Origin of the sequence: Bacteroides sp. (genome assembly GCA_036351255.1) — a bacterium.
Taxonomy (GTDB): Bacteria; Bacteroidota; Bacteroidia; order Bacteroidales; family UBA7960; genus UBA7960.
This window is the reverse complement of sequence record JAZBOS010000084.1, coordinates 15,717-36,437: the sequence shown is the minus strand read 5'-3', so window position 1 is coordinate 36,437 and position 20,721 is coordinate 15,717. Positions and strand designations below refer to the sequence as shown.

At 46.1% G+C, this 20,721-nt stretch carries 17 protein-coding genes and 1 tRNA gene; 12 read left to right on the top strand and 6 right to left on the bottom strand.

The genetic code is table 11. The features are described 5' to 3' along the window. Positions 1–2 precede the first annotated feature (2 nt). The 5 genes from V2I46_07790 (at position 3) to V2I46_07770 (ending at position 5,566) form a co-directional block, all read left to right on the top strand. On the top strand, positions 3–722 hold the full coding sequence (locus tag V2I46_07790; GenBank protein MEE4177394.1) for a lipoprotein signal peptidase: 720 nt from the start codon (positions 3–5) through the stop codon (positions 720–722). 35 nt (positions 723–757) lie between these two features. Further along, on the top strand, positions 758–1,534 hold the full coding sequence (locus V2I46_07785; protein MEE4177393.1) for a radical SAM protein: 777 nt from the start codon (positions 758–760) through the stop codon (positions 1,532–1,534). A gap of 118 nt (positions 1,535–1,652) precedes the next feature. Further along, entirely contained in the window at positions 1,653–2,633 is a 981-nt protein-coding gene (locus tag V2I46_07780) for a lipoate--protein ligase (protein ID MEE4177392.1), read from the top strand. A gap of 6 nt (positions 2,634–2,639) precedes the next feature. After that, positions 2,640–2,870, top strand: a complete 231-nt coding sequence (locus tag V2I46_07775; protein ID MEE4177391.1) for a 4a-hydroxytetrahydrobiopterin dehydratase — start codon at positions 2,640–2,642, stop codon at positions 2,868–2,870. A 299-nt stretch (positions 2,871–3,169) separates the two neighbouring features. Then, positions 3,170–5,566 carry an ABC transporter permease gene (locus V2I46_07770; protein ID MEE4177390.1) on the top strand — a complete coding sequence of 799 codons (2,397 nt, stop codon included), beginning with the start codon at positions 3,170–3,172 and terminating at the stop codon, positions 5,564–5,566. Between the two features lie 23 nt (positions 5,567–5,589). On the opposite strand, the gene V2I46_07765 is transcribed toward V2I46_07770, so the two are convergent. Together V2I46_07765 and V2I46_07760 are read right to left on the bottom strand one after the other, a co-directional pair. Then, positions 5,590–7,794, bottom strand: coding sequence for a KamA family protein (locus tag V2I46_07765; GenBank protein MEE4177389.1), 2,205 nt, complete (start codon positions 7,792–7,794; stop codon positions 5,590–5,592). A 244-nt stretch (positions 7,795–8,038) separates the two neighbouring features. Continuing rightward, positions 8,039–9,541, bottom strand: a complete 1,503-nt coding sequence (locus V2I46_07760) for a polysaccharide biosynthesis C-terminal domain-containing protein (protein MEE4177388.1) — start codon at positions 9,539–9,541, stop codon at positions 8,039–8,041. Positions 9,542–9,648: 107 nt separating this feature from the next. Between V2I46_07760 and V2I46_07755 the strand changes: the two genes are divergently transcribed. After that, on the top strand, positions 9,649–11,616 hold the full coding sequence (locus V2I46_07755) for a M1 family aminopeptidase (GenBank protein MEE4177387.1): 1,968 nt from the start codon (positions 9,649–9,651) through the stop codon (positions 11,614–11,616). Here V2I46_07755 and V2I46_07750 read toward each other — a convergent pair. The 4 genes from V2I46_07750 to V2I46_07735 all read right to left on the bottom strand — a co-directional run bounded on the left by V2I46_07750 (position 11,613) and on the right by V2I46_07735 (position 16,529). Continuing rightward, the gene (locus tag V2I46_07750; GenBank protein ID MEE4177386.1) at positions 11,613–11,828 is read right to left on the bottom strand and encodes a hypothetical protein; all 216 of its coding nucleotides are present in this window, start codon (positions 11,826–11,828) and stop codon (positions 11,613–11,615) included. The genes V2I46_07755 and V2I46_07750 overlap by 4 nt on opposite strands. A gap of 93 nt (positions 11,829–11,921) precedes the next feature. After that, positions 11,922–11,993, bottom strand: a tRNA-Arg gene (locus V2I46_07745). Between the two features lie 100 nt (positions 11,994–12,093). Then, entirely contained in the window at positions 12,094–14,166 is a 2,073-nt protein-coding gene (metG, locus tag V2I46_07740) for a methionine--tRNA ligase (protein ID MEE4177385.1), read from the bottom strand. A 275-nt stretch (positions 14,167–14,441) separates the two neighbouring features. Next, on the bottom strand, positions 14,442–16,529 hold the full coding sequence (locus V2I46_07735; GenBank protein ID MEE4177384.1) for a PAS domain S-box protein: 2,088 nt from the start codon (positions 16,527–16,529) through the stop codon (positions 14,442–14,444). A gap of 289 nt (positions 16,530–16,818) precedes the next feature. Between V2I46_07735 and V2I46_07730 the strand changes: the two genes are divergently transcribed. From V2I46_07730 to V2I46_07705, 6 genes are all read left to right on the top strand, one after another. Beyond that, positions 16,819–17,316: a hypothetical protein gene (locus tag V2I46_07730; protein MEE4177383.1), complete on the top strand. Its 498-nt coding sequence runs from the start codon at positions 16,819–16,821 to the stop codon at positions 17,314–17,316. A 3-nt stretch (positions 17,317–17,319) separates the two neighbouring features. Further along, complete coding sequence (locus tag V2I46_07725) at positions 17,320–18,567, top strand: sigma-54 dependent transcriptional regulator (GenBank protein ID MEE4177382.1); 1,248 nt, start codon at positions 17,320–17,322, stop codon at positions 18,565–18,567. A 45-nt stretch (positions 18,568–18,612) separates the two neighbouring features. Further along, positions 18,613–19,128, top strand: coding sequence for an LptE family protein (locus tag V2I46_07720; GenBank protein MEE4177381.1), 516 nt, complete (start codon positions 18,613–18,615; stop codon positions 19,126–19,128). Positions 19,129–19,143: 15 nt separating this feature from the next. Beyond that, positions 19,144–19,881, top strand: a complete 738-nt coding sequence (locus tag V2I46_07715) for a hypothetical protein (protein ID MEE4177380.1) — start codon at positions 19,144–19,146, stop codon at positions 19,879–19,881. A 3-nt stretch (positions 19,882–19,884) separates the two neighbouring features. Beyond that, positions 19,885–20,238, top strand: coding sequence for a preprotein translocase subunit SecG (gene secG, locus V2I46_07710; protein ID MEE4177379.1), 354 nt, complete (start codon positions 19,885–19,887; stop codon positions 20,236–20,238). 205 nt (positions 20,239–20,443) lie between these two features. Continuing rightward, on the top strand, positions 20,444–20,713 hold the full coding sequence (locus tag V2I46_07705) for a co-chaperone GroES (GenBank protein ID MEE4177378.1): 270 nt from the start codon (positions 20,444–20,446) through the stop codon (positions 20,711–20,713). Positions 20,714–20,721: the final 8 nt, after the last annotated feature.

The following is a 20,721-nucleotide window of genomic DNA, read 5'->3' as shown; positions in this document are numbered from 1 at the left end:
CTATTATCTTGAAAAAGAAGCATATTCCCTGGGTCATTATTCTGCTTGTTTTGCTGATTGATCAGGTGCTGAAGATCCTGGTGAAGACTCAAATGACAATGGGTCAAAGCATCCCGGTGCTGGGTAACTGGTTCTATCTTCATTTTACTGAAAACAACGGGATGGCCTTTGGGCTCGAATTTTCGGGACAATACGGAAAGTTGTTTCTGAGTCTTTTCCGCATTGTTGCCCTGGTTTTTATTGGCTGGTACACCCATAAACTGATAAAAAAAGATGCCCCGGCAGGCCTGTTGGTCTGTATGGGGTTGATTTTTGCCGGAGCCATGGGCAATATCATTGATAGTGCTTTTTATGGCATGATCTTCAGCGAAAGCTATTTTAACCAGGTTGCCGTTTTATTTCCCGAAGGCGGAGGCTATGGTACTTTCCTCCACGGAAAGGTGGTCGATATGTTTTATTTTCCCCTCATCCGTGGTTACTATCCTTCGTGGTTCCCCTTCTGGGCAGGACAGGAGTTTATTTTTTTCCGACCGGTATTTAATGTGGCTGATGCCTCGATTACCCTTGGCGTATTTTCTTTACTGATTTTTCAGAAGCGTCTTTTTGCCTTTGAACATCAGAATACGGAACCCAAAGAATCAGAAAAACCTGCAGAGGAAGTCGCCAATGAACCCCATGCAAAACCTGTTCCGGAAGACTTTTCGGAAGAACAGGCTTCTTGAGGGGGAGGCTACGAATCCTATCTTATCTTGCCGTCATGAATGGTTTTTTGTTTGAACAAATTGTGTTTGGCCCCATCCGAAGCCGTCGCCTGGGTATTTCGCTTGGATTGAATTTGCTGCCGCTCAACAAAAAACACTGCACGTTCAATTGCCTTTACTGTGAGTGTGGCTGGACCTTGCCTCAAACGGATAAAGCGGTTTTTCCGGGGCGGGAAGAAGTCAGGGAAGAACTGGGAAAAAAGTTGGCCTCGATGCAGGCAAAGAACGCCATGCTCGACGCCATAACCTTTGCCGGCAACGGAGAACCAACCATTCATCCGGAATTTGCTGAAATTATTGATGATACTATAATCCTCAGAGATCAATATTACCCAAAGGCAAACATTTCCGTACTGAGCAATGCCACCAAAGCGGGGAAACCCAAGGTTGCTTCAGCCCTGAAAAAGATAGAACAGAACATCCTGAAACTCGATGCAGGAACAGAGGAGACTTTCCAAAAGATCAACAACCCAAAGATCAACATCAGCCTGGAGGATATTCTGCAAAACCTGAGGCAATTTAAGGGGCAGATGATCATTCAAACATTGTTTGTAAAAGGCCATTATCGGGGCGTGTCTTTCGACAACACGACCGAAGAGGAACTGACGGCCTGGCTGCGGCACCTTTATGAATTGCAACCAAAGCTGGTTATGATCTATCCCATCGCACGGGCAACGCCTGCTGAAGACGTTGAAAAAATTGGACCTGACAAGCTATGGGAGATCGCCCAGCGGGTTGAATCCCTGGGAATTGCCACAGAAGTATACACCTAAGTTTCCTTGGAAATATTGAGTTTTTTAACCCAGCTGCAATAAACAAAAGTTGGCGGCAGGTGTTTTTCAGTAAACCCCAAATTTTGCAGGTTGCAAGTCCTAAAACAAACCCATCGACATGCTTTGTATCAAACACCCCAATACCGACCCCTGGTTTAACCTGGCCGCTGAAGAATATGTTTTGAAACATTTCAGCGATGACGTTTTCATGTTGTGGCGAAACCACAATGCAATCATTGTGGGAAAGCACCAAAACACCCTGGCCGAGATTAATATTGATTATGTTAAGGAAAAAAGCATCAAGGTAGTCCGTCGCATGTCGGGAGGCGGTGCAGTATTTCATGACCTGGGGAATCTGAATTTTACCTTTATCATGAACGGAGAGGAAGGTCACCTGGTGGATTTCAGGAAATTTACGCAACCCATCCTTGACGTTTTAAGAAAACTGGATATTGATGCCAAATTCGAGGGGCGCAACGACCTGACCATTGGGGGATTGAAGTTTTCGGGCAACGCTGAGCATGTATACAAGCAACGGGTTCTTCATCACGGCACCCTGCTTTTCTCCTCCCTGATGAGCGACCTGAGCAATGCCCTGAAGGTGAACCCTCTCAAATACAAGGACAAAGCTGTTAAAAGCGTCAGAAGCCGGGTAACCAACATCAGTGAGCACCTGAAACATGAACTTGACGTATTGCAATTCCGCGACCTGGTCATGGAACATATCATGGAAATTTACGCGGATTGCGAATTATATGATTATTCACCAGAAGATCTCAGGCAAATCAATGAGTTGGTGAAGGAAAAATATTCAACCTGGGAATGGAATTACGGGTATTCGCCCAGCTATGACCTGGAGAAAATGATCAGAACCAATGGAGGGTTCATTGAGTTTCACCTCAATGTGGAACATGGAATTATTAAGAACATAAAGATCTATGGTGATTTTTTCAGCCGCCATGAGATCTCAGAGATGGAAAGCCTGTTGCGCGACACCCGCCATGATGAAGCAATTATCCTTAAGAAACTAAAACCCTTGCCCTTTGATGACTATTTTCATAATGTCTTGCCTGAAGAATTTGTAAAAGGGCTTTTTTAAACTGCTATGTGGAAAAAAGAAAACGACCAACTGGTTAAGAAATTTGAGTTCAGGGATTTCACAGAAGCCTTTGCATTTATGACGCGTGTGGCCTTTCTGGCAGAAAAGCAAAATCACCACCCCGAGTGGAAAAACATTTATAATAAGGTGGAAATCCGGCTTTCTACGCACGATGCAGGAAATGTAGTTACAGAAAAAGACCGTAAACTGGCCACAGCCATTGACGCCCTCTTGTAAGCGGGAATAAAACCTTTGGTGAGGATCAGGGTAATCTTGCCCGAGATCGTGCCAAAACTCAATGTCGTCTTTTTCACTCCTGAGAGGTGTCCCCCTTTTGGGTCAGTAATTATTTGCATGGACGGGGTCATTCAGCCCAATTTGTTGTTCACAAGCGCACAGTTGGTTGTTCGCTAGCGGACATAACTATGGATTTATACAAATCGTTTAGGAAATAATTATTTGATTAGCAACTCAGTAAAGATATTGGCATAATTTTGCATATGTAATTGTAACCAAAAAAAGAAGAGAACTTACATATGTGGAAGCATTATTTAAAGACTGGGTTCAGGAATTTATATCGCCAGAAAATTTACTCGCTGATTAATATCCTGGGGTTAAGTACAGGTCTTGCCAGCTTTATTCTCATTCTGCTTTTTCTTCAGAACGAACTTTCTTACGAGCGACACATTCCCGGCTCAGAGAACATTTACCGGCTGGTGGAGATTCAAAGGCCTGCTGGTATTGATGTTCAACACGTGGCCATTACCAGTGGCCCCTGGGCTGCAGAACTTCGCAACAGCCTCCCTGAAGTAAAAGACGCCCTTCGATTAATGCCTGTCTGGGGAGGATTATATCGTGTGGATGACAAGGTATTCGGGGAACAATATGCCTATTACGCCGAGCAGCAGGTATTTCGTTTTTTTAATTTGACCCTGGTTGCTGGTGATCCTGAAACCATCCTGTCGGAGTTGCATACTGCTGTAATTTCAGAACGCATTGCCGACAATTATTTCAACTCCCGCGATGTAATAGGAAAAACCTTCAGGTACGGCAATCAACCCTACCGTGTCACGGGCCTTATGGCAGAATCAACAGGCAACTCACACCTGAAATTCGAGATCCTGCTCAGTTTTAGCAGTGCTGAAGAGATTCTTCCCGATCTGAAAAACTGGGGAAATAACTACCTTTCCACCTATGTGATGCTAAGGGAAGGGGTGGATAAAGAGCACGCGGAGGAGAACTTGCATAAAATGATCGATTTGCAGATGAATTCAATGGGAATGGAAGATGCACCTAGGCCTGACATGTACCTGCAGCCTCTGCGCGAAATTCACCTGAAATCGCAGCATATTAAATTCAGCATATACAATACCCGGGGAGACATCAAGCTTATTTACCTGTTCTCACTGGTGGCCTTCCTAATCCTGCTGATAGCTTGCATTAACTTCATCAATCTTTCGACAGCCCGCTCAGCCAAAAGGGCTATGGAAGTCGGGATCAGAAAAGTGCTGGGTGCCGGGCCCCAGAACCTAATCTTCCAGTTTATCGGTGAGTCGGTCATTATGGTTTTTCTTGCCCTGATCATTGCCATAGGCCTGGTAGAGATTATTCTTCCGGATTTCAACGCCTTGCTCGAAACCAGTTTGAATATTGATTTCGTTGGCAATTGGATCTTCAACCTGGGGCTTATTGTCTTGTTGCTGCTGGTTGGCTTGCTTGCAGGAACCTATCCGGCTTTTTATCTTAGTCGTTTTCAACCGGTGGCGGTATTAAAGAATGCCTCATCCAGCAGCAAAACCCCCGCAGGAATTCTCAGAAAAATTCTGGTGGTCTTTCAGTTTGGCATATCCTCCATTCTAGTACTAATAACCCTTGTCATTTTCAACCAATGGCATTATATGGTTCACAAGGATCTGGGGGTCAACTACCAGAATGTCCTTTCAATGTATATCCAGCAGGATGGGGTGGATGAAATAAAAATGGCCACCTTAAAAAATGACTTGCTGTCCCATCCTGCTTTTGTGGAGGTAGCAATAGCCAGCGGTACCAATGGCGTGGCAGGAAGCCAGGGACCAGTAAATGCCATCGACAGTGTACTGATTCCCTTGATGGTGCGCTACGGCTACGTAGACCATGATTACTTTACCGTCATGGAGATTCCGGTCGTTATGGGAAGGAATTTCAACCCGGATTACGGGACAGACCGGTCACAAGCAGTAATAATCAACCAGGCAGCTGTCAGGGCCTTGAACTGGAGTGACCCCATAGGACGAAAATTCCAGAGTCCTTTCAACCCGGAGGAGAACCTGGAAGTGATTGGGGTGGTGCAAGATTATAACTATTATTCACTGCATGGCATCATAGAACCGGCTTTTTATCTTACCAATCCTGAACGGCTAAGAACCATTGTGGCCAGATATAATCAAGCCCAGCGTGACCAAGCCCTTGAACATGCACGGGAAGTTTGGGCAGAATATTTTCCAGGATTGCCTTTTGAGCCCGAGTTCGCCAATGAAAACCTGGAGCGCCAATATCGTGCAGAAGCCAACACAATGAAGGTTTTCACCTACTTTTCCATGCTTTGCATGATTATTTCAGCTCTGGGGCTTTATGGTCTAACGTCATACGTGGCCGAACAAAAAAGAAGGGAAATTGGTATAAGAAAGGTCCATGGTGCCGGAATCAGGGATATCATTGTATTTCTGCAGAAAGACTTCATGGTATTAGTGCTGATCGCCTTTGCCATTGCAGCACCCATTGGGTTCATCTTTGCCAGTAATTGGCTCAATAACTTTGCTTATCGCATCAAGATGCAGTGGTGGCATTTCGGTATTGCACTGGCAGTAGTATCACTGGTTGCTTTTCTGACCGTGATATACCACGCCTTAAAAGCCGCCAAGGCAAACCCGGTTGAATCAATGAAATACGAATAATCCTGCGCGGACAGATTGGCGTGTTAACCCCCGAAATTAGTGATTTGATCGGTGAGATCAAATTCATAATCCGGATACAAATAAATCGACATGCGGGGCTCCGTTTCACCCAGGGAATACCCCCAAAGGCTATTGTATTCGGTGACGTCTTCGCCCATGTTTGCCAGTTGATCGAGATAATTGGAGATGGATTTTGACTCAATGATCACAAACTTTCCTATCTTGTTGATAATGGGACTGTGGCTCCTTGTATGATCATGGTCAAACTCCAGGATTCTTCTGCCATGCCTGGTAATGCCAATCACACGGAAAGTCATGCTTTTCCCCACTCCCGGAAGGTTTAGTACGTTGCGATCTGTTGCCAGGAAGGGAATACCCGCTTCTTTACGCAATTGGTCAATATGTTCAATCATGTTTTCTGCATCCAGTGGAAAGTTCCTAATCCTTTTCCGTTCCTTAAGGGGAATAAAGCCAATAATTTTCTCTTCATGTTGCTCCTGAACAGCCCGGGCATTGGTGGCAAACTTAAAACTATTCTCCCTGTAACCCTTCACCGAAAAAGTATAATAGGGCAGCACCCCAATATCATTCAGCACCTGACGCAGTTTGGCTGTATGCCCCCTTTTAGAAGCCGGGGATGTAAACACCAATTGGTTGGTCACAATCCAGCCTGCGCTTATAAGGCGGGAAATCCCAAGTTTTGCCTCAGGGGTGATCTCCATGGGTGATTGAAAATGCGTCTGAATCACAAATTGTTTGATACCGATGGCAGAAGCCTTGGCTTTGAAGTCGGCCAACAGTTTGGTTAGCGAAGGGGTAATACGCTGCGGCAAGTAAGCTGGTAACCGAGTTCCCAGCCGTATCCTCAAAATTTCTGCGAATTTTTGTCCGTTGGGCCTTTCTTTGTTCTTTTCCTTTTTCCTAAGAGCCATATCATAAACTGCATCCAGGATCTTCTGCAGCGAATCATCCCGGCTCATCAGGGCATCCCCTCCCGTAATCAGGATATCGCGCAAACTTGCATCCTCTTCCCAATACTGCATGATCTGCTGAAGTTTCACCTCCCAACTGTCTTTGGGCAAAAGTTTATCGAGGTTAAAATTCAACCGTCCACGCTGGAAGTCATACATACGTTGGCATGAAGCACATAAACCCCCGCAGGCCCTGCCCATGGTGTCAGGAATGAGTATGGCCACTTCAGGATAGCGCCGGTGCACGTTGTGCCTCGTTGGAAGGATCCAGCCAGCAGCATTGGGTTTGCCAGGTTCTACAATATCTTCTTTTTCCCAGGCAACAATGTGTCCAAACTCCTCTACCAACTGCTTCGAATAAATCACATAATAGCGGATCGCCTGATCCTTATAACGGACAAACTCTGGCACATTTTGGGTATTCAGCAAAGAAAGGTAATAGGGATTAATAAAAAACGGGATTCCCCTCTCCCTGGCCTTATAAAGCACATCCATGGTCTCCGCATCCAGCGAATGATCAAGCATCTCGTTCAGCAAGTCAGGATCCCGAATAGCAAACCGCAGGTGAAAGAGATGATTATCCCACCACTGTTCAACAAGTTTGACTTTTTCCTCATGGCTAATTTCATCCGGAAGGACAAAACGCTTGCTGGTAATCTCTTTATTCTCCATTTTACGGATCAGGATGTTAATAATCCGGCGTTTGTTCTCTTCCCTGATCTTCACGACCCGGGGATCTAAGCCCGAAGGAAAACGTTCCATCCATTCCAGCACTTGTTCGCGGGAAGGCAGGTGACGTTTGGAATGCCCGCGGAACTGCCTGAACAGCTCAAGCATATCCTTGAAAAAGGCCGACTTGGCTCCCCCCTTACCTGTTTTTACCGCCTTCCAAAGAATTTGATAAGGATGAATATAAATCTTGCGCCCCCGCAAGTTCAGGTCTTTAAATTCTTTTCCGGAATGCTCAGCATAATCAAGCAAACGGATGGCTGCCATATCCTGCCAGCTGAGTTGTTCCATTGCCTCACGTCCCTGAACCGCTCCCCTATAATAGGCCAAGGCCTGCGGGCGGTCATTCATGTAACTCAGTACTATTCGCTTTACCCCATCGGTCAATTCCTGCTCATTTTGCGCAATATCAAGCAAAGCATGTAATTCTGGATTTTCTGCCAATAATTTGCTTAAAATATTTCTTGCATGAGAGGTGATTTCCATTGCCTCCACCTTTTCAATATAACTGGTTTTAACTTCACTCATTATGTCACTCCTCTGCTGCCCTCAGTTCAAAGGCCTGTTTTCACAAATAAATTCCGGGGTACAATAATTAACCGGCTAAAAAAAGGATCCTTAAATGCTTGGTCTAAACACAATAAAGAAAATTAGCGCTCAAAACCTTGATCCTAAATACAAATATACGAAATTTCAGGGAATTTTTTAAGGGGTTTTTTCTTAATATCGCATCAACTCCTTATCTTTCAATTAATTAAAAAAGTCTATTTATTCATTTAAATGTAATCATCCTTTTTACCTGATCCTTCAACGAACGGTCAATCAAAAGGATCAAAAGGGAAAAAACGCCGAGCAGAGCAAAAGCTATGGCATATTTTTCTGCAGCAGGGAAAGATGCTGTCAGCAAACTAACAAAATAAACAGCCAGTGCGGCAAGGATAAAGAGGCTGAGCTTTTTCAACTCATAGGGAACATGGAAAAATTTCTGCCCCCATAAATAGGAAAGCAATGTCATCAGGAAATAGCACGCTAATGTGGCCCAGGCCGAGCCATAATACCCCCAAACTGGGATCCACCAGATGTTCAGTAAAATGGTAATCACAGCTCCGATAATGGCGATCCAGGCACCATAGCGGGTTTGCCCTGTGAGTTTATACCAAATGGACAGGTTAAAATAAATCCCCAGGAACATATTTGCCAAAAGCAATATCGGTACTACCGCAAGCCCCTCACGGTAGGCCTCCCCGATAAAATGCTGAACAATGTCAATATAAAGCATGATGCCCAGGAAAATAAAAAGGCAAGCAATGACAAAATATTTCATCACTTGTGCATACAATTCAGGGGCACCTTTTTTGGCTGCCTGCGCGAAGAAAAATGGCTCTGCCGCAAAACGGAAGGCCTGAATAAAAATAGTCATCATGATAGAGATCTTATAGCAGGCGCCGTAAATCCCCACCTGTGACATGGCAATGTCCTCGGGCAGCAAATATTTTAGCAGAATCTTATCGAGCGATTCATTAATCACCCCTGCCAGGCCTGCAACCATTAACGGAAGGGAATACAACAGCATGCTCCTGAGCAAAGGCCCCGAGAAGTCTAACCGGCTTCGAAGCATAACCGGTATTAATAACAACAAGGTTACAATAGTGGCCACCAAGTTGGAAATAAACACATAACCAACCCCCATGCCTGGGTCATAAAATCCGGAAATGAACGGCCTGATGCTTTCGGGGCCCTGCTCCATCACCCAAGGACAGAATAACAGCAAAAATAAATTAAGCCCGATATTTACACCAATATTCACAAATTTAATGAGGGCAAACTTAAGTGGTTTGTTTTCTGCCCTCAGACGTGCAAACGGAATGGCAGCAATGGCATCGAGACCCACGATGATCCCCATCCAGGCAATGTATTCAGGATGACTGCCAAAACCCAGGGAGGTGGCAATGGGTTGTTTGAAAACATTGGTAAGGAGGATAAATAACGATGAAGTCGTCAGGATAGAAAACAAGGTGGTGCTGAAGACGGAGAGGCGGTTATCAGGGTTGTTTTCATAAAACCTGAAAAAGGCCGTTTCCATGCCATAGGTCAGGATTACCAACAGGAAAGCCACGTAGGAATACATCAGTGTGACCACCCCATATTCCTGCGTTTCAAAGATCAGGTGGGTATACAGCGGTACCAGCAAGTAATTCAAGAGCCGGCCAACAATACTGCTCAGGCCATAAATGACCGTTTGTCCTGCCAGACGTTTAATGGGGTGGACCGCCATCTCCTTTTTGCTTACAAATTTGCAAATTAATTTCAACAAAAGCCTATAATCATTTCGATGGAATAAAATTCAGGCGGTTTTCGTACATTGCAATAAATTTCTAACCCATGAGATCCGCTGCCTTAATTTCTCTCTTTTTTGTTTTTCTCTTTCCACTAAAAGCACAGCAGATCAATGCCATAATGCCTGAAGCAGAACAAGAACTCCATTCATGCGCCCATGCCCGCTCCAATACTTCAAGAAGCGGGACCTACCCCCAGAATGAACTGCTCTGGTCCTATGATGTAAAATATTACGGCCTCGATGTGGAAGTCGACCCCAATGTCAATGCCATCAAGGGAAGCGTGAATATCCTGGCCGTTGTCACAGAAGAACTCCTTGGCACCTTTGTTTTGGAATTGCTCAATAACATGCAGGTCGACAGCATCATTATGGATGATGAAATCCTTGAATTCATCCACCAGGGGGATGAGTTGCTGATTGAGCTGCCATGGACCATTCAGGAAGGAACATGGGTGAATTTAACTGTTTATTACCAAGGCTCACCTGAGTCTTCCGGTTTTTTCTCAGGGTTTTCCATCGGCCAAACACCCTATAATAAACCCGTTTTATGGACTTTAAGCGAGCCCCTGAATGCCCGCCAGTGGTGGCCTGTAAAACAGGTCCTTGAAGACAAGGCCGACAGCGTCATGGTTCGCATTACCACCCCAAATCCATTCAAGGCGGCATCCAATGGCCTTCTCATTGAGGTAAGTAATCCCACCGAAAACTCAACAGCATATACCTGGAAATCGAACTACCCCATTGCCTATTACCTGGTCTCGCTGGCTGTATCCGAATATGCCGAATATAACTTTTACACAGCCTTGGGTGATGAGCAGGAAGAAATGCTTGTGCAAAACTTCATTTACAATGATCCGTCTTATCTCATTGCGCAACAGGAAAACATTGACCGTACGGGTGATTTCCTTCAGATCTTTTCCAACCTGTTTGGCACTTATCCCTTCGCCCAGGAAAAGTATGGTCATGCCAATGCCCCTATGGGTGGAGGGATGGAGCACCAAACCATGACCACCCTGAGTTCTTTTGGCGCCGATCTGGTCGCACATGAACTGGCGCACCAATGGTTTGGAGACCAGGTGACATGCGCCACCTGGAGCGACATCTGGATCAATGAAGGGTTTGCCTCCTATGGAGAATACCTCGCCCGCGAGTACCTGTATGATCAGTCTACCGCACAAACCTGGCTCAATTCCGCTTATCAAAACGTGCTTAGCGCCCCGGATGGCAGTGTTTATGTCCCACCCTTGGAAACCAACGATGTCTGGCGTATCTTCAATGGTAGGCTCTCCTATAAAAAGGGCGCTGCCATCCTGCATATGCTCCGCAACGAAATCAATGACGACCCCCTGTTCTTCGAGGTACTTCAAATATATCGCGAGGCTTTTGCCGACAGTGTGGCTACCGGTGATGATTTTCAAATGATTGCAGAACAGGTTACGGGCAAAAACTGGGCGTATTTTTTTGACCAATGGTATTATGGAGAAGGTTACCCCATTTTCGATATCTTTTGGTGGACGAGCAATGACACCCTTTATTTGCGGTCGATTCAACAGGGCTCGGCTGCTTACCCCACTTTTTTCAAAACCAGCCTGGAGGTTCGCCTCCAAACAACAGGGCTCTCCCCTAAACTCAGGTTCTTCCAGGATCAGCCCGATCAGACTTTCACAGCTTATGTAGGACAGCCCGTGCTGGGCCTGACCTTTGACCCCGATGCCTGGCTGCTGAAAAAGTCCAGTGTTTTGCAAAAGGTGGAAGAAATCGCAGGGAATCGCGTAAGCGTATTTCCAAATCCGGTCAGACAAAAATTCAATCTGTATATAGAAAATCCGGAACCAGGGGGAACTTACAGAATCTTTGACACGAATGGCAGGTTACTGCAGCAAGGAGAAATTAAAGGAATGAACACCGAGGTGTCTTTGACCCCTCAGACAGGGGGAAACATTTACCTGTTGGAAGTTTTTTCCAAAATAGGCAGGGAACCCGTTTGGGTTAAACTCATTCGACTGGATTAATACCTATTACCCTCTTCGGCGCGAACTTTAGCTTTCCAGGCCTGATAGCCCTCTTCAAAAGCATCAGGATCATTAACCCGCAACCAAGTACCGTATTTTACGTAGTCAGGAATAATCCCTCCGCTCGATTTTTTCTCCTGCTCAGGAATACCCAACTGGTTCAAATGTCGTTCATAAGAGATTTTACTCGGCCTGTCGTCTTTTCTGTTCATGTTTAAATAATTTCGAGGGTACAGCGAAGTTAAAACAAATCTTTAAAAACCTAAGTAAAAAATGAAGTTTTTAAATTTTTTTTCTAATGTTTGTAGCCCCGACAGGAATCGAACCTGTATTTAAAGTTTAGGAAACTTCCGTTCTATCCGTTGAACTACGGGGCCAAAATCGCCGCAAATATAATTAATTTTTCAGTTACTAATAATTGCACCTCCGATTAATTAACACAAAACCAAAAAAAATTATAGTCTAAAAAGGTCATTTTTAACTTATGATACTTCCGTTTTCAAAATCTTTCTCCGGAAAGACAAAACTAAGTGCCCCCTGGTTGTCCTGCGCCATCAGAAGCATACCATGCGACTCAATGCCTTTAATGGTTTTAGGTTCAAGGTTTATCAAAACCACTACCTTTTTGCCGACAATCTCATCCGGGGGGTAGTATTCTGCAATACCCGAAACGATGATGCGGCGGTCTATTCCTGTGTCGACTTCCAGTTTTAGCAATTTTTTTGTTTTTGCCACTTTTTCGGCTGAAATGATCGTAGAAACCCTTATGTCCACTTTTGAAAAATCTTCAAAGTTTACGGGAACTTTGGAGGGAGCCGCCTCGGTTGCCAGATTTGCGTTGTTTTCCTTGGTCTTCAGCAATTTCTGAACCTGGGCATCTATAGCCGAATCTTCAATTTTTTCAAACAAAAGAAATGGCTCTTTTATGCTATGATTAAACGGTAAAACATTGGAGTTTCCGGCCTCACCCCAAAGATTCCCTTCCAGGCTCAGCATGTCTTTCAGTTTCAAGGCAGTAAAGGGCAAAAATGGCTCAGACAGAATGGCCAGACTGGCACAAATCTGCAAACTGACATTCAGGATGGTGCCAACCCTGTCAGGATCTGTTTTAAAGATCTTCCAGGGCTCGGCATCTGTAAGATATTTATTCCCAAGCCGGGCCAGGTTCATGAATTCCGAAAGCGCCTCCCTGAACCGGTAGAGTTCAAGGCTGTGTGAGATCTTATCAGGAAGTGCGGCAAGCGCCTCCAGCGTCTGCTTGTCTTCTGTGCTCAAAATTTGAACTCCTGGCACCTTACCGTCAAAATACTTGTGAGTAAGCACCAGGGTACGATTCACAAAATTACCGAAGATAGCCAGCAGTTCACTGTTATTGCGTGTCTGGAAATCTTTCCAGGTAAAATCATTGTCCTTGGTTTCGGGAGCAGCGGAACAAAGCACATAACGCAATACATCCTCCTTGCCGGGAAACTCCTCCAGGTATTCGTGGAGCCATACCGCCCAATTGCGTGAAGTGGAGATCTTGTCCCCTTCCAAATTCAAAAACTCGTTAGCAGGTACATTATCAGGCAAAATATAGCTGCCTTCGGCCTTCAGCATGCTCGGGAAGATAATGCAATGAAACACGATATTATCCTTCCCAATGAAGTGAACCAGTTTGCTATCGGGGCTTTTCCAGTATTTTTCCCATTCTTTCCTATTGGCCTCGCCCCATTCACGCGTGGCAGAGATATATCCTATTGGTGCATCAAACCAAACATACAGAACTTTCCCTTCGGTCCCTTCTATGGGTACTTTTACGCCCCAGTCGAGGTCACGCGTTACAGCCCTGGGCTGCAAACCCTGGTCAATCCACGACTTACACTGCCCGTAAACATTGGGTTTCCAGTCGTGCTTGTGCCCTTCCAAAATCCATTCCCTGAGCCAGGGTTCATACTGATCAAGGGGCAAGTACCAGTGCCTGGTGGGCTTCATCACCGGCGGATTTCCACTCAATACTGATTTGGGGTTGATCAGGTCGGTGGGACTGAGTGAAGTGCCGCAGCTTTCACACTGGTCACCATAAGCACGTTCAAAACCACAGTGCGGGCAAGTGCCTGTGATATAACGATCGGCCAGAAAATGCCGGGTCTCCTCATCATAGTATTGTTCGCTCTCCTTTTCTATAAACTGGCCATTGTCATACAACTTACGGAAAAAGGCCGAAGCGGTTTCGTGATGCACCGGGGCCGAAGTGCGGCTGTAAACATCAAACGAAATACCAAACCTTTCGAAGGAATCCTTGATCATGTTGTGGTACTTGTCCACAATTTGCTGGGGGCTGACGCCTTCCTGGCGTGCCTTAATGGTAATGGGCACCCCGTGCTCATCACTGCCCCCGATAAAAATCACATCCTCACCCTTGAGCCTTAAATAGCGGGCATAAATATCGGCAGGAACGTAAACCCCCGCCAAGTGGCCAATATGAATCGGTCCATTGGCATAGGGCAGTGCAGAGGTTACGGTATAGCGTTTAAAATTTTTTTTAGGTGTTTGATCAGCCTTGTTCACAATGATGGTTTTTTCAATATCAGGAATACTTCGTTTGGGTCTTCTTTATCTGCCAAAGGCTGAAAGAAACTGTGCTGGGCAGCCCCGGTATTTTGTCCTTCGCTAATTGACTAATTAACCCATTCCGGGTGACTTGTCAGGCCGCTACAAAATTATCCTTTCAGGACTCAGAAAAACAGTTTAGAAAAACAACGCTTCGCTCACGGCAAATAAACTGCAAAGTTAAAAAAACCATTCATATCTTTTGTAGCTCATTGGCTGAAAGTCGATTGCTTTCAACTTTTTGAAGGAAAATATCTTGCTATTTTTTGAAAAAGCCTGTAAAAATCGAAGGGTTTGGTGAGAAAGTCATCCACTCCAGCCTTATAGGCCCGGTTTCGGGTTTCCAGAAATGCATCAGCAGTCAGGGCAATGATTGGAATGTCAGTATTCCTGATTTTGCCTTGGTAATTGTTCCTGATCATCTGGGTCAGATCATACCCGTCAATGCTCGGCAGCAACAAATCCATCAATACCAGGTCAAAGTCCTTTTTCTGCAGCAAAGAAAGTGCTTGTTCACCCGAAGAAGCAATGGTCAGCATGGCATTCCACTTTTTCTCTATGACTCTGCGGCCTACAAACTGGTTCATGGGGTCATCCTCCACCATCAGGATATGCATTCCTTCCAAGCTTTCCATTCCTATGGTTTCGTTTTCCGGGGTCAGGTCTGCACCATACAGACCTCCTGTTTTCATGGAAAGGTAAAAAGTAAATATTGAACCTTTTCCGGGGGTGCTTTTCGCATGGATCTCTCCCCCCTGCAATTCTATCAATCGCTTGCAAACGGTTAAACCAAGACCGCTGCCCCCATATTTACGCGTAGTGCTGGTTTCTGCTTGCGTAAATTTTTCAAATATGGCATCCAACCGGTCGCTGGCAATCCCAATGCCCGTATCCTCCACCTCGAACACAATCTGATGATCGTCCTTTTTCGATTCTCCAAGCATCACCCTCAAGCTCACAAAGCCTTTTTCAGTGAATTTGGTCCCGTTCGAGACAAGGTTAAACAACACCTGTTTTAACCGCAAGGTGTCGGCCTGAAGGACCTTTGGAACGTGCTCATCTACTCCAACCGTCAACTTGATGTTCTTTTCCTGCGCCTTTATTTCCAGGGTCTTCTTAACCTCAGATACCAAGGACCGGATATCAAAATCATATTCCTCAAATTCGATGTTGCCCGATTCAATCTTGTTGTAATCCAGGATGTCGTCAATCAACCCAAGCAAATGCCGGGCCGAGGCTTTAACCGAGTGCAGGTTTTCCAGTTGATCTGCATTGAGTTTTTCGTGCAGCATCAAATCCGTCAGGGCTACCACAGCATTCAGAGGAGTGCGAATCTCGTGACTCATCAGGGAGAGAAAATCTGATTGGGATTTCCGTGCTTTTTCTGCTTCATCCCTTGCCCTGATCAGTTCTTTTTCCGCCTGCCTTTTTTGACTGACATCACGGATGATGGCCTGAACCATAGTTTTCTGACCGCTGTTAATCCGGTTTAGACTCACCTCTGCATCAAAAATTCCTTCGCCCCGTTTCATCAGGAGGTCAATATGTTGGGGCTTCCCCCTTAGGACTTCCCCGATTGCAGAACGAAATTTTTCAAGATTGTCTCCACCATTTTTCCGTTCCACGGGCATTAATTCACTGATATTCGACCGCTGCAGTTTATGACAGGTTCTTTGGAAAAGCAGTCCGGCATTCCGGTTGCAGTCCATGATCTGAAGGCTGTCAAGAATCAGGATAGCGTCATACGAGCGGTCAAACAACGCCCGGTACTTTTGCTCTGAATGCAGCAAATCCTCTTCGGCTTTCTTACGATGGGTAATATCTTCCTTTATGGCCAGGTAATTGATGATTTTTCCCCGTTTGTTCTTTACCGGGGTAATGGTGCCCATCTCCCAGAAAAATTCACCAGATTTTGACCGGTTCAAAAACTCACCCCTCCAGGTCTTCCCACTGCTAATTGTTTCCCACAATTCCTTGTAATTGATCTTCGAATGTTCATATTTCAGGAGGCGGGGGTTCTGACCCAAAACCTCTTCTGCAGAATAGCCGCTCACCTGATAGAACCGGGGATTTGCATACTCTATGTTTCCCCGCGTATCAGTAATAAAAATGGCGTTAGCGCTCTGTTCAAATGCTGCCGAAAGTCGCAGGAGATGTTCTTCATCGTAAACCTTCTCCTGGAAATCGAAAGCAATAATTTCTTCCAGAAAATCCCGGAGATTACCCCCGAGGTCATCTCGGCCGCCAAATCCGCCATTCAGTTTTTTAAGAAAAATTTCAGCCTTATCCTTAAAGGCCTGATGCATTTTCAACTTGCTCATGGCTCAGGTATTAAGTGAGTACTTAACCGTCCTTTCCATAAAAATAAACGGGGTAACTTAAAAAAAAATTCCCACCTTAAGATTAAAGTTAATAATTAATTAGATAAAAACCAACTATTGTTATACAACCTCTCAAATAAATAACACCTGTCTGGGTTTTTATTGCATTGAGGCTAACAATGCCTTTATGACGACCGGACTGATTAAAGTATTAACTTTGCATAAATAAACTGACGTATTGGCATAAACTATGTTATTGTTTCCCATCAAAAAAAAGAGCCGGCAACTGATGCTTAGGATCCTGATTGGAACCAGTGTTTTTCTGTTCCTTCTCGCCCTTTTTCTCCAAATGACCTCACGCTTTACCGGGCTGGGAAAAAACATAGATTATGTCTTCCTGGCAGCGCTGGGTTTCCTGTTTATCAGCATCTTGTTCAGGACGGTTTTAAAAACTTCTGTCAATGCAGGCTTTATCAGCTTTAGCGATGCTGACTTCTTCATACTGGACAAAGACAAGCAAACACAAATCGAAATTCCTGCTGATAAAATCGAACAGGTCCTTTTCAAGCCGGGGCACAGCGCCGACTACCACCCCCCAGTCTCATACCTGCTGGGAGCTGTTGGCCTTTTCCTGGGGAGTTATGAGGGCGATGACTCTGTCCTGTTAGTGAAGTCCGGCTTCGGCCCCCTACAATACAACGTAAAATTTGAAACCGCAAGTCAGCTGGAGATTTTTCTTGATATCTTGAAAAACCATCCCAATGCGGTCATCATTCATAAGAAATAAATCATGTTTGACATTCAAACCATAAAGCAACGTTTTGGCATTATCGGGTTTTCACCCCGCCTGGATCGGGCCATCGATGTGGCCAGGCAGGTGGCACCCACCGACATTACCGTATTGATTACCGGTGAAAGCGGAACCGGTAAGGAGGTGTTTCCAAAGATCATTCACCAGCTCAGTGCCCGCAAGCACGGCCCCTATATTGCCGTAAACTGCGGTGCCATCCCCGAAGGCACCATCGACTCCGAGCTCTTCGGCCATGGAAAAGGGGCTTTCACGGGCGCTCACGACGCCCGCAAAGGATATTTCGAAGTCGTCAATGGCGGTACCATCTTCCTCGATGAGGTGGCCGAGCTGCCCTTGCTTACCCAAGTGCGCCTGCTGCGCGTACTCGAATCGGGCGAGTTTATTCGTGTTGGCTCCTCCAAAGTCCAGAAAACCGATGTAAGGGTGGTGGGGGCCACCAACGTCAACCTGCAGGAAGCCATTGCTACCGGAAAGTTCCGTGAAGATCTTTTTTACAGGCTCAACACCGTTCCCATCCACGTCCCCCCGCTGCGTGAACGCAAGGACGACATCGTTCTGCTCTTCCGCAAGTTCTCTTCCGACTTTGCCGAGAAGTACCGCATGCCTACCCTGCAGCTTAGCGCTGATGCCGAAGACTTCCTGATGCGGCAACGCTGGTCGGGCAACATCCGACAGCTGAAAAACCTGGCCGAACAAATCTCCGTCATCGAAAGTAATCGCAACATTACGGCCGATACAATCCTGAAATACATGCCATCTGAGATCGAAAACCGCCTCCCCGTCCTGCTCAGCAACAGTCAAAACTATTCGGGCGACATGAGCGAACGTGAGATTCTCTACAAACTGCTTTTCGATATGCGGCGCGACATTACCGATATGAAAAAGATTATCGGCAAAATTGTGGAGAGCGGCCAGATCTCAGGCTCACTCGATACCGAACACACCCAGCTCCTTCAGAAATTGTATGAAAAGACTGACCTGCCGCAGGTCTACAACCAGGAGAATGAAGTGACCTTTTCCCGCCCTGAGGAACCGGAGGATTTTGAGACCATTGAGGAAGCCACCCACGAGGAGGTCCACGAGAGCCTCTCCATTCACGAAAACGAAAAAGACCTCATTATCAAGGCACTGCAAAAATTCAAGGGCCGCCGCAAGCGAGCCGCCGAGGAACTGGGAATCTCAGAACGCACCCTTTACCGTAAAATCAAGGAATACGGTATTGGCTGACATCATTTTTTGTATTTTTGTTGACTTTCAAAGTTTTACACCGATATGCAATACCGACTGTTTTCCATCCGGATGGTCTTAAGCCTGGCGCTGCTGGCTGGCCTTGCAGCCTGCGGGGTTTATTCCTTCACCGGGGCCAGTATCCCCCCGGAAGCCACCACGTTTTCCGTCAGTTATTTCCCCAACAACGCCCAACTGCCGCAGCCAACCCTCAGTCAGCGTTTTACCGAAGCGCTGCAGGATAAGTTCCTGAAGCAAACCAATCTACGCATGGTCGATTCGGGGGGTGACCTTCATCTGGAAGGCAGCATCACAGGATATACCACTGCTCCGGCTGCCATCAGCGGTAACGACCAGGCAGCCCTCAACAGGCTCACCATTACCGTGCGGGTGACTTTCATCAACGAATTTGAACCTGATAATGATTTTGAGCGATCTTTCTCGCGGTATTGGGATTACGACAGCAACCTCAGCCTTTCGCAAGTAGAGGACGAAGCCATTACCGTCATTACCGAAGCCCTGGTGGAAGACATCTTTAACCAGGCCGTGGTCAACTGGTAAGCAAAACCCCGCCCTATGCAACCACAGAGATTTCTGGAATTGATAAACCACCCGGAGAAACTTGATAAAACGACCCTCGAGCCTCTGCGCGAGCTGGCCCGCCGCTATCCTTACAGCCAGCCCATCCGGTTTCTCCTTGCCAGGAATCTCCAGGAATTAAAACACCCCGACTTTGAGCAGCAGGTCAATGTAGCAGCAGCCAGCGCCTTTGACCGCAGGCATTTCCAAGCCTTCCTTTCGGGACGGGTGAAGCCCATCCAGGCAACCATCCCGGACCTAATAAGCACGGCTGAAAGAAAAGCACGGCCTGACAGCCTGTCGGCACGCATTCTTTCCTGGTTCTCGAAAAAGGAAAAAACCAAGCCGGAAAAAACGGGTACTCCCATCGAAAAGCCCGAAGAAGTTCAACCACCAGCCACCCCTGAAGCAGGAAATAATGACACGCCCAATCCCCAGAATTCCCAGGCTTTCCCCCAGCGAAAACACAACGAACTGATCGATCGTTTCCTGAAAGAAGAACCCCGTATCAGGCCCCGGCGCGATCCCTCGAACGACGAAAACCTTGCCGAAAAGAACCTGCTCAGCCCGGAAGATATTGGTACCGAAACCCTTGCGGCCATTTTCCTGAAACAAGGATTGCATGAGAAGGCCCTCGATATCTACCAAAAATTATCCTTGAAATTTCCGGAAAAAAGCAGTTACTTTGCAGAAAAAATAAACAGCATTAAAAACGATATCAATTTAAAGAAATAACCCATGGGTGCGTATGTTTTAATTTCGGTCCTGATCCTCATTACCTCTGTCCTGCTGGTGCTGATCGTACTGGTCCAGAACTCCAAAGGTGGCGGTCTGGCCTCCAATTTCTCTTCAAGTAACCAGGTGATGGGCGTCAGAAAAACCACCGACTTCCTGGAAAAAACAACCTGGACGCTGGCTGTAATCCTCGTCGTGCTGGCTTTGGTATCTACCTTTGTCATTCCCCGTTCTAACCAAAGCCAGGCTCCCCAAAGCGAGGTTCGCGAATTGATTCCGGCCCAGCAGCTTCCCCCTGCTGACTTTCAGGCGCCCGTTCAGGAAGCCGAAGAAGTCCCTGAAGAAGTTGAAAACTAGGGCTTATTATAATCTTATTTTAAAATGTCAGAATGGCAGACCATTCTGACATTTTTTTTTCAACTCGCGCTATTTTTGCAAAATTGTCTGCAAAATCCCGCTTTGCAGCCTTTGGCACGGATTATGCCAATGCCGAGTGCAAGCATTTTATTTTCGCATCAAAACAACATTGTTTAACAAATAAATCAAACACAAAATGGCAGAAATTAACATCCAACCTTTAGCAGACCGCGTTCTGGTTGAACCAGCCCCCGCCGAAGAAAAAACCACGGGCGGCATCATCATCCCCGACACCGCCAAGGAAAAACCCCAGCGCGGCACCGTAATAGCCGTAGGCGCTGGAACTCCCGAAAACCCAATGACCGTAAAGGTCGGTGACCAGGTGCTTTATGGCAAGTATGCAGGCACAGAACTGAGCTACGAAGGAAAAGATTATCTGATCATGCGTGAATCAGATATTCTGGCCATCATCTAATAATTCAT